10 protein-coding genes and 1 pseudogene are annotated in these 9,329 nt (G+C 62.4%); 10 read left to right on the top strand and 1 reads right to left on the bottom strand.

The window, feature by feature from the left end:
- Window positions 1-129: 129 nt before the first annotated feature.
- Window positions 130-540, bottom strand: a pseudogene (locus KBA48_RS30860) (recombinase family protein); the annotation flags it as partial.
- Window positions 541-635: 95 nt separating this feature from the next.
- On the opposite strand from KBA48_RS30860, the gene KBA48_RS30855 reads away from it, so the two are divergent.
- The 10 genes from KBA48_RS30855 to KBA48_RS30810 all read left to right on the top strand — a co-directional run bounded on the left by KBA48_RS30855 (window position 636) and on the right by KBA48_RS30810 (window position 9,271).
- Window positions 636-1,001 carry a hypothetical protein gene (locus KBA48_RS30855; protein ID WP_292912526.1) on the top strand — a complete coding sequence of 122 codons (366 nt, stop codon included), beginning with the start codon at window positions 636-638 and terminating at the stop codon, window positions 999-1,001.
- Window positions 1,002-1,129: 128 nt separating this feature from the next.
- Window positions 1,130-1,366: a CopG family transcriptional regulator gene (locus KBA48_RS30850; RefSeq protein ID WP_292912525.1), complete on the top strand. Its 237-nt coding sequence runs from the start codon at window positions 1,130-1,132 to the stop codon at window positions 1,364-1,366.
- Window positions 1,363-2,865 (top strand): DNA cytosine methyltransferase, encoded by a 1,503-nt coding sequence (locus tag KBA48_RS30845; RefSeq protein WP_292912524.1) that lies wholly within the window; start codon window positions 1,363-1,365, stop codon window positions 2,863-2,865. The genes KBA48_RS30850 and KBA48_RS30845 overlap by 4 nt, the downstream gene beginning before the upstream one ends.
- Window positions 2,834-4,486, top strand: coding sequence for a hypothetical protein (locus tag KBA48_RS30840; protein ID WP_292912523.1), 1,653 nt, complete (start codon window positions 2,834-2,836; stop codon window positions 4,484-4,486). The genes KBA48_RS30845 and KBA48_RS30840 overlap by 32 nt, the downstream gene beginning before the upstream one ends.
- A gap of 9 nt (window positions 4,487-4,495) precedes the next feature.
- Window positions 4,496-6,163: a DUF2357 domain-containing protein gene (locus tag KBA48_RS30835; RefSeq protein WP_292912522.1), complete on the top strand. Its 1,668-nt coding sequence runs from the start codon at window positions 4,496-4,498 to the stop codon at window positions 6,161-6,163.
- Between the two features lie 2 nt (window positions 6,164-6,165).
- Window positions 6,166-6,612 carry a very short patch repair endonuclease gene (locus KBA48_RS30830; RefSeq protein WP_292912521.1) on the top strand — a complete coding sequence of 149 codons (447 nt, stop codon included), beginning with the start codon at window positions 6,166-6,168 and terminating at the stop codon, window positions 6,610-6,612.
- A gap of 246 nt (window positions 6,613-6,858) precedes the next feature.
- The gene (trbB, locus tag KBA48_RS30825) at window positions 6,859-7,839 is read left to right on the top strand and encodes a P-type conjugative transfer ATPase TrbB (protein WP_292912520.1); all 981 of its coding nucleotides are present in this window, start codon (window positions 6,859-6,861) and stop codon (window positions 7,837-7,839) included.
- Window positions 7,836-8,168, top strand: a complete 333-nt coding sequence (locus KBA48_RS30820; protein WP_292912519.1) for a TrbC/VirB2 family protein — start codon at window positions 7,836-7,838, stop codon at window positions 8,166-8,168. Before trbB ends, KBA48_RS30820 begins: the two co-directional genes overlap by 4 nt.
- On the top strand, window positions 8,168-8,431 hold the full coding sequence (locus KBA48_RS30815) for a VirB3 family type IV secretion system protein (protein WP_292912518.1): 264 nt from the start codon (window positions 8,168-8,170) through the stop codon (window positions 8,429-8,431). The genes KBA48_RS30820 and KBA48_RS30815 overlap by 1 nt, the downstream gene beginning before the upstream one ends.
- Window positions 8,432-8,662: 231 nt before the next feature.
- Complete coding sequence (locus KBA48_RS30810) at window positions 8,663-9,271, top strand: hypothetical protein (protein ID WP_292912517.1); 609 nt, start codon at window positions 8,663-8,665, stop codon at window positions 9,269-9,271.
- The last annotated feature ends 58 nt before the right edge of the window (window positions 9,272-9,329 follow it).

Genomic DNA, 9,329 nt, shown 5'->3' with positions numbered 1-9,329 from the left:
CGCTCTTACGAGCACTCCCAAGACCGTCCATTTCCAAAATCCCGACCATCCGCCACCACCAAAATCAGGGGGCGGCAGAATCTCAGTTATTAGACGTTCCGCAAGACGGGCTTCGGCTGACGCTTACTACTGGACGGTGATGCCGGCACGCTTGCAGATATATTCATAATAGGCGCTTTCGTCGGCGTCCTGGAACCGACCCCACCGGCTGATGTCGTAGACAAGAACGGTCTGAAAATCGGCCCGGCCATTCTGGACATCGTCGATCAGCCGCTTCAGGGCATCACGTCCGTCCAGTCGGAGTCCGCTTTTCCCTTCATCAGCATAGGTTCTTACGATCTCAATGCCTCGTGCGGCGGCGTAGTTCCGGATAACCCCGGCTTGGTTCTCAGTGGAATAGCGCTGATGATCGGTCGACATCCGGACATACTCAGCGGCGCGTAACGGTTTTTCAGGCGTTGAATTCCGGTCGTTTTCGTGGTGTCGGTTTCCGTTTGTCACGACGGGCCATCCTTCGCCGGCAGCGGCGCCGGAGGGCATAAAAAAGCGCGCTCCCCCGGACATCCGGTGACGGCTCGGGCAACTCCCCACCGTCTTCGCATTGACTGTCACTGTAGATGCGGAGAGGCGGAAAGATGTTGCCGAAAAAGGGCAAGGAATTGCACCGGCGGGTGCAAGACGGATCTGTCGGGGAAACCTTCGGTCCGATGATTGCTGCCGCTTTGAAAGCGGAACTTGGATTGACCCATCAGGCCATTAAAACGGTCATGCGCTGGACCGGGGCCAGCGAGCGGACCGCTAAACACTGGTTTGCCGGGACACACCATCCCAGCGCAGAACATCTCGTCACCTTGATGCGGCATTCCGACATGGTCCTGACCGCCGTCCTGGTGATGGCGAACAGGGAAGGGATGCTGGCCAACATGAAGATTCTGATCCTGCGTGAGAGGATGCTGGAACTTATCGAGATGATCGATACTCAGAGGGAGCACTCTGCATAGCGGCTGGCGGCAGGCCGTCACTGACAACCGGCGCTGGAACATAAAGAGAACGTATGGTAGTTCAATCTGCCGGGGACGTTTCAGCCGGCTGTAGAAATGTGGTGCATCATGCACCTCGGATGCATAAGATGGGTGCAAATATCACATCGGACTTCGCCATGCCTGCGCCTCCCATAAAGAAGACGGTCCGGACCTCGGTCATCCTGCCGGAAGATGCGCATGCCCGTATCCAGGCTCTTGCAGACGCAAACGATGTCTCTGCGGCGTGGATGATCCGGGCCGCGATTATCCGGTTTCTCGAAGAGCATAGTGACCAGGCCGAACTGCCCCTGCGATTGCCGAAAATCCGTAAGGGTGCGGCATGACGCGGGAAGAGGTTGCCCGACAGAAGCTGGCCAGACTGCGCGCCGGTGGAAAGCCGCGGGTTCTGGATCTGTTTGCCGGATGTGGTGGTTTGTCACTCGGGTTTCAGGCGGCCGGGTTTGCCTTGCGTGCTGCCGTCGAATTTGATCCCGACGCGGCCCGTTCGCATGGGCTTAACTTTCACGGTGGTGATCCCCGCCACAGTCTGGCTCGCGACATTACGCAGACGAAGCCGGAGGACCTGGTTGCAGAGCTGGGGCTGGGACCAGTCGCGGAGGCTTTCGATGTAATCGTTGGCGGGCCGCCGTGCCAGGCATTTGCCCGGGTTGGCCGGCCGAAGCTCCGCGAGATTGACGCACATCCGCAGGCGTTCCGGCAGGATCCGCGTGCGCGGCTCTATCAGGAATACCTGCGCTATGTGGACGCCTTCCAGCCGTTAGCAGTGCTGGTCGAGAATGTTCCGGATGTTCTGAACCATGGGGGTCAGAACATCGCTGAGGAGATTTGTGAAGTCCTCGAAGATAAAGGCTATGTCTGCGGCTACACGCTGCTGAACGCTGCCTTCTACGGTGTTCCGCAGATGCGGGAACGTATGTTTCTGATCGCTCTGCGGCGGGAGATTGATCGGCCGGTTGCCTTTCCTGAACCTACGCACTGGGCCGTCCTGCCTCCCGGGTATGAGGGGTCACGGGCCGTTGCACTGAAGGTTCTGAACGGCAATGCCGGACATGCACATGACTACATTGCCCCTCCGGTCGCCAGTCCGGACCTGCCTGGAGCTGTTACCGCTGAGCAGGCTCTTGACGACCTGCCGGCAATCCATGCCCGTCAGCAGCTTGCGTCCGGCGAACTGAAACGTGGTGCACGCCGGTTTGATGAGTTGTTGCCCTATCCCAAGATGCGGAAGTTGTCGGCGTATGCCCGGCTGATGCGGTCCTGGCCAGGTTTTGAGGCACCGGCCGATGGCATCCGGGATCACGTCATTCGTTACCTGCCACGGGACTACGAACTGTTTGCCCGCCTGAATCCTGGGGATCAGTACCCCGATGCTTACCGGCATGCTCTCGATATGCTGGCAGAACGCATTGCCGGTCTTCGCCTGCAGGGACAGGTCCTGCATGAGGGGTCGGCGGACTATGATCGGCTGAAAGCCGCGATCGTTCCGCCTTATGATGCAGGGAAGTTCCCCAACAAATGGCGGAAGATGTGGCGTGATCAGCCGGCACGGACGCTGATGGCGCACCTCGGTAAGGACAGTTATAGTCATATCCACTATGATAGTGAGCAGGCGCGCACAATTTCAGTCCGCGAAGCAGCGCGCCTTCAGTCCTTTCCGGACGGGTTCGTCTTCTCCGGAACCATGAATCCGGCTTTCCGCCAGATCGGCAATGCCGTGCCACCGCTCATGGCCAGGGCACTGGCTAAGACCATCATCCATGCGCTTGGAAAGCCTGGGGAGGAATTCCTGAATGAGTCTGTCCGAACGGCGGCGGCAGTTTGAAGCCGCCTCGAAAGCCGACCCCCTTGTTACCAGGCGAAGCAAGTTTCACAAACTGTTCGGCGTGTCGAACAGCGCCAAGGTAATCGGGCGCGGCCTTCAGCTTGGAGTGGTTAACCTCGACAATGTCGCAACGGACGTTGACGGCTTTGCGTTTGCATGCACCATGGTCTTTCCGCCTGCAGATGAGGTTTATTTTTCCGCCTATGTGCGGTCCGGCACCCCCGCGATGATCGCGCGGCTGATGGAGATGAAGCGGCTGGGTGCCGGTAATCCGGCGGAGGGTAACGGGGCGCAGGCCGAGGATGACGCGGCCGAAGAGCGGATCGGTTATGCTGCCAGAAATAATAACGTTGTTGTCGTACTGGCAGCAGACGGCAGCGTCCATCTGCGCAACCAGGGTTTCTGGGATGAGTTGCCGGATGATCTGACGCCATACGGGGCGGCTATCCCGGTCGATAAGATCAACGTCGCGATCTATCCGCCTGCGGCCTCGGCGCGGCGAAGTTTGCTGGCCCGTGAGTTCATCGGTTATCTCGGCAGTCTGATTGGCCGCGAGAAGGTTCATGAACTGCAGGTCTGGGCCGATACTGCTGCTGTCAGCCCCGGCATGCGACGGTTGCCCTCGTCCATCCCCGTGAACGAAATTGAAACAGCAGTAGCGGGATTGGGTGGGTACTATCCGGGCGGGGAGGTCCGCCGCTACCATGCGGCGCTCAATTTCCTGCCGCATAAGCACTTCGTGATCCTTGCAGGACTGTCAGGCACCGGCAAAACACAGCTGGCCTTGAAGTATGCGCAGGCCGTTCACGGCGTCATTTCGGACAATCCGGGTGCCGATCCCTTTCTGGTTGTCTGCCCGGTACGCCCGGAATGGACCGATCCGACCGGACTGACCGGTTATTACGATGTGCTGTCAAACAGGTACAACGTCCCGCCATTCCTCGGTGCCGTTCTGCTGGCGACGGCGCATCGCGACACACCGGTATTTGTTGTGCTCGACGAGATGAACCTTGCGCGAGTGGAATATTATCTTTCCGATGTGCTTTCATGCATGGAGACGAGGAAGGCCCTCAAACTTCATGACAGCGGCGTTCCTCTTGAGGGAACAACCGGCACCAGTATCCCGGCGGAACTGCCCCTGCCGCCAAACCTCTTCATCACCGGCACCATTAACATTGACGAAACCACCAATCCGGTCAGCGACAAGGTGCTGGATCGGGCACATGTCATCGACATGTCAGCGGTTGATTTGGCCGGCTTCCTGGCGGGACTGGAAGCCCGCGAGCCGGCTCTGAAAAACGCCCGTGCTGCCTGTGAGGCGCATATGCTGGCCGCCCACAGTATCATGAGTTCACATGGTCTCGGGTTCGGTTACCGTGTAGCAGAGGAAGTGGTCCGGTATCATGCCTTTGCGGACACGTATCTGACGGCTGACCCTGCGGCCACGACCGATGATCTGATGGTTCAGAAAATCCTGGTCAAACTGCGCGGGGCTGAGCGTCAGCGGCCGCTCCTCACGGGCCTGACCCGGGTTCTTGCGGGTTTGCCGCGTTCACAGGCGTTTCTGAAGAATCTGACCGATGATCTTGATGAGTTCGGTTCTTTCCAGGCAAGTCGCTGAGGCGATGCCATGGCTGTCCTGCTTATGCGGAGTGAAGCGACCGGCGTAGTCTGGCGGGTCTGGCCCGATCCGGAGCCGGTCGCACCGGGCACGGTGCAGGAAACGGGACGTTATCTTTTCGAACTGCGCGGACGTGCAGACGTTGCGGCGGCTGATCTGCTGATTGATGACGTGGCGCTGGAGGCGTTGCGTGCACCAGCCCCGGATGTCGCGCTGTGGCGCTGGTCTCCCGGCTTTCATGCCGGTAGCGTCGAAGTGGAACTGCGGCTGCCGGGGCAGGCGCCCCGCCGGTTCGAAGTTGTCACCGATCCTGACCAGCGAAAGCTGACGCGTGACGACTTCGATACGATGGTGCGCGAGATTCTCGATGATACCTTCGCGCTGTTTTCTCTCAGCAGTTTCCGCAAGGCTGTCGCCAAGGGCAGTGGTGTCCGCCCGCCGGCTATTGCCCGGCTGGAGTTTCTGCGCTCGCGGGTCGATGAGCTGGAGAAAGTGATCGCCGATATTCTGCGTCATCCCCGTCGTATGCTGAACGCCGAGGAAACAATTCTCCCGCATCACCAGGCCAATCGTGCGACCGGCCCTGAAATTCTGCGCTCTTTCCGCTCGGGACGGATCGGACGGGAACAGGGATCGCCGTCGCGATTGCCGGCACAGTTGAATGGCTTTTTGCCGGAGCGCATCCGCGTCAGGCGACGACGGAGTTCGCTCGACCTGCCGGAACACCGCCAGATGGCGGCGTGCCTGCGATCATGGACGGCATGGCTGGCGGCGGTGGCGGAACTACTGGAACGTGGCCGGGCGGGTGGCGATGTCGAAGTGCTGCAGAGCAGGACCGTCTGGGCAGCACGCTGCCGTCGCCTCAGTCGTCGCGTCGGCCATCTTGCCACCGCAGCACCTTTTGCCGAGGCGGGTGACGCTCCGCCTCGCCTCGTCCTGTCGTCAGTATTCCGCAATGATCCGGCCTATCGCCGTTTCTATCGCCTCTGGCAGGATATGAATCTTGGCATTGCGGCAGTGTTCGGGGATTTCCTGAACCTGCCATTGGCCCGGACGTTCGAACTTTATGAGCTTTGGTGTTTCCTGCGGCTGGTTCGGGCCGGGGTGGAGGAGTTTGGTCCAGCCGGGCTGGATGTGCGTGACCTGTTCATCACCGATGCGGCTGGTGGTGTGACGCTGGCGGCGGGGGCGGTCACCGTTCCGGTTGGCGGTGACTGGAAGCTCTGCTTTCAGAGACAATACCGGGAGTTCTGGATCGAACCCGACAATTGCGGTTCTTACAGCCGGACCATGACGCCAGATATCGTGGCTGCCCACAACCCGCCCCCACCCGGCCGGACCGGCAGCCTGATCGTGCTCGACGCAAAGTACCGTATCGACAGCGGCCTGAACGATGCACTCAGTTCGATCCACACCTATCGCGATGCCCTTGTGCGGGAGACCGGGTCCGGGGCGATTGAAGGGATTGTCACGGCGACCTATCTGCTGACACCGCACCTGCCGGTGCTGAATGGCGGATACAGGGATATGCCGATGCCTGGCCGGTTGTTTCACCCGGCCTACCGCTCCGGCTTCCGGTTCGGCGCAGTAAGCCTGCGGCCCGGCATGACGACGGCAGAAGTCGGTGATGCACTGCGCTTGCTGGTGGCTGACGCCACCGCCGCTGGAGCGCCATAAGCATGGATGTCCTTACTCCCGATCAGCGCCGGTACAATATGAGTCGCATCCGGGGAAAGGACACGAAGCCGGAAATGCTGCTGCGCCGCGGTCTGCACGCCAAAGGCCTGCGCTTCCGGTTGTATGTCCGTGATCTGCCGGGGCGCCCGGATCTGGTTTTCCCGCGATATCGCGCAGTCGTCCTGGTGCATGGCTGCTTCTGGCATGGGCATGACTGCCCGCTCTTTAAACTGCCAGCCACGCGCCAGGAATTCTGGGCGGTCAAGATTGCAGGAAACCGGGCTCGTGATCAGCACACAATGTCTGCGCTGATTGCCTTAGGGTGGCGGGTTTTAACGGTTTGGGAATGCAGCCTGAAAGGAAGAGCGCGCCGGCCGCTGGATGAGGTGCTCGATAAATGCGTTGCGTTTATCACGGGGGATGCACGTGCAGCTGAAATCGGGACCTGATGCAGCCGGGTGCGCGCTCCCGAAACCGAAGCCGTGGTCATCTCCTTGAATTGGCGTGAAGCTGGATATCGGCTTTTTTGTCGACCTCCGGAGACCTTGGCCGTCAATCAGGGGTAGCCGTTTCCCCTGTCATTCCACGCCATCGCCCTACGCCCCCATCCGGCATGTTGCGCTTGGCGAGCGAGTGTATTTCCTAATGATCCCCTGCGCGGTGTGCCGTGCGGCCAGCTTGTGCCGGGGATCGAAATGCTCACTGCCATTCCCTCCGATGCGGGCGCACGTGGCGCCCACATGCTGCGCACCGCGCTTGGACTCGATATCGCGGCTTGGTTGGAAGATGCCGCTGTTGCCGAAGTGATGCTGAACCCGGATGGCCGGCTGTGGCTGGACTGGCTGGATAGTGGGCTGATCGATACGGGCGCCGGACTGTCTGCAGTTGATGGCGAGCGCATCATCCGGCTGGTCGCCCATCATGTCGGCATCGAGGTGCATGCCGAACATCCGCGCCTGTCGGCCGAACTGCCGGGAACCAGAGAGCGCTTCGAGGGGCTGTTGCCGCCGCTGGTCTCCGCTCCCGTCTTCGCCATCCGCAAGCCGGCTGTCGCCCTTTTCCGGCTCAATGACTACGTTTCCGCTCGCGTCCTGTCGGCGGCGCAGGCCGACGTCCTGCGCCAGGCCGTGGCTGCGCGCCGGAACATCCTGGTCGCCGGTGGCACCTCGACCGGTAAGACCACTCTGGTCAACGCATTGCTGGCCGAGGAGGCGCTGTCCAGCGAGCGCATTATCCTGATCGAGGATACCCGCGAACTGCGCTGTGCCGTGCCCAACGTCGTGGCTCTGCGCACCCGCGACGGCGTGGCCACGCTGGCGGATCTGGTGCGGACGGCGTTGCGGTTGCGGCCTGATCGCATCCTTATCGGCGAGGTGCGTGGCGGCGAGGCGCTTGACCTGGTCAAGGCCTGGGGTACCGGCCATCCCGGCGGCATCGGCACATTGCATGCCGGGTCGGCCCTGGGAGCGCTGCGGCGCCTCGAACAGCTCATCCAGGAAACCACCGTCACCGTCCCCAGGGCGCTGATCGCCGAAACCATCGACCTGATCGCCGTCCTGGCCGGCCGCGGGGTTGCGCGGCGGCTCGTCGAACTGCGGGAGGTCCGTGGCCTGTCCGCCAGCGGCGAATATGTCCTCGCCGATGCCGTCACCGCCAACCCGGGAGAGGGATCATGATCCGTTGCATCTTCGCTTCACTGCGCCGGTCCTTGCTGGCGACCGGGATGGCTGGCGTCACGCTGCTGGCAGCCCTGCCGGCGCGGGCCGCCGGTTCCTCCATGCCGTGGGAGGCGCCGCTGCAATCGGTGCTGCTGTCCATCGAGGGGCCGGTCGCCAAGATCATCGCCGTCATCATCATTATCACCACGGGCCTGACCCTGGCCTTCGGCGACACGTCGGGCGGGTTCCGGCGGCTGGTGCAGATCGTCTTCGGGCTTTCCATCGCCTTCGCCGCCTCCAGCTTCTTCCTGTCCTTCTTTTCCTTCGCGGGCGGAGCGCTGGTCTGATGGAGGAACCCGTGCCCGGCTTCTATGCACCTGTCCATCGGGCGCTGACCGAGCCGATCCTGCTGGCCGGCGTCCCGCGCGCCGTTGCCATCGCCAATGGCACCCTGGCCGCCGCCGTCGGGCTCGGCCTGCGGCTGTGGCTGGTCGGGCTGCTGCTCTGGCTGCTGGGTCATGCCCTTGCCGCCTGGGCCTGCCGGCATGACGCGCAGTTCATGGAGGTCGCCCGCCGGCACCTGCGGCTGCCACCCTGGTTCCGGGCGTGAGGGGGCGATGATGATGTACCTCGCCGAATACCGCATGCGCAGGAACTGCTGGCGGGCACGGGCTGGTTGCCGGAATTGCTGCGCAAGCCGGGCCAGCCGAAGGCGGAAGTCGTTACGCCTGTGGATGACGCCGCTGCCGATGCCAGCCTGCCTGTCGCCGCGGAGTGAACTGACATCCCCCCACCCTTGGCCCGGCCACAGTGCCGGGCCTTTCCTATGGGGAGGTGTCCCATGGAAAGCGCTGGCGAACTGTCCCGCCGCTTGGCCCGCGACGCCGAAGCCATCTGCCGACAGTTTCTGCCCAATGGACGGCGGCAAGGGCGCTATTGGCTGGTTGGGGATGTGCAAGGCCATCGCGGGCGCAGCCTCTATGTCCGCCTGACGGGCCCCCGCGCCGGGTCCTGGACCGACGCCGCTACCGGCGAGCATGGCGACCTGCTGGACCTGATCGCCCTGAACCGGGGCCTTTCCACCCGCGACGCCATGGCGGAGGCACGGGCGGTGCTGCGTCTGCCGTTGCCGGTCAGCGGAACGGTCGCCGCAGCGATGGCCCCCACCGGCTCGCCCGAGGCCTGCCGTCGTCTGTTTGCGGCCAGCAAACCTTTGCCGGGCACCGTGGCGGAACGCTATCTGGCGCGACGCGGCATTATCCTGCCTTACCCTGAACCGGCGCTGCGTTTTCATCCGCGTTGCCATCGCCGGGAGCCGTCCGGCACCATCAGCCTGCCCGCCTTGATCGCTGCCGTCACCGACGATGGCGGCCACCTTACGGGCTTGCACCGGACCTGGCTCAGCCCCGACGGGGACAAGGCCGCGCTGGATAGAGCTGGTCCCCCGTGAGCGGACAGTTTGCTAAGCTTGGTTCGGCCTTATTGAAGGACGACCGACATGGCGGGAC

Source organism: Niveispirillum sp. (assembly GCF_017996735.1).
Lineage (GTDB): Bacteria > Pseudomonadota > Alphaproteobacteria > Azospirillales > Azospirillaceae > Niveispirillum.
Note: the sequence above shows the minus strand (reverse complement) of the source record. Positions and strands in the feature narration are given on the sequence as shown.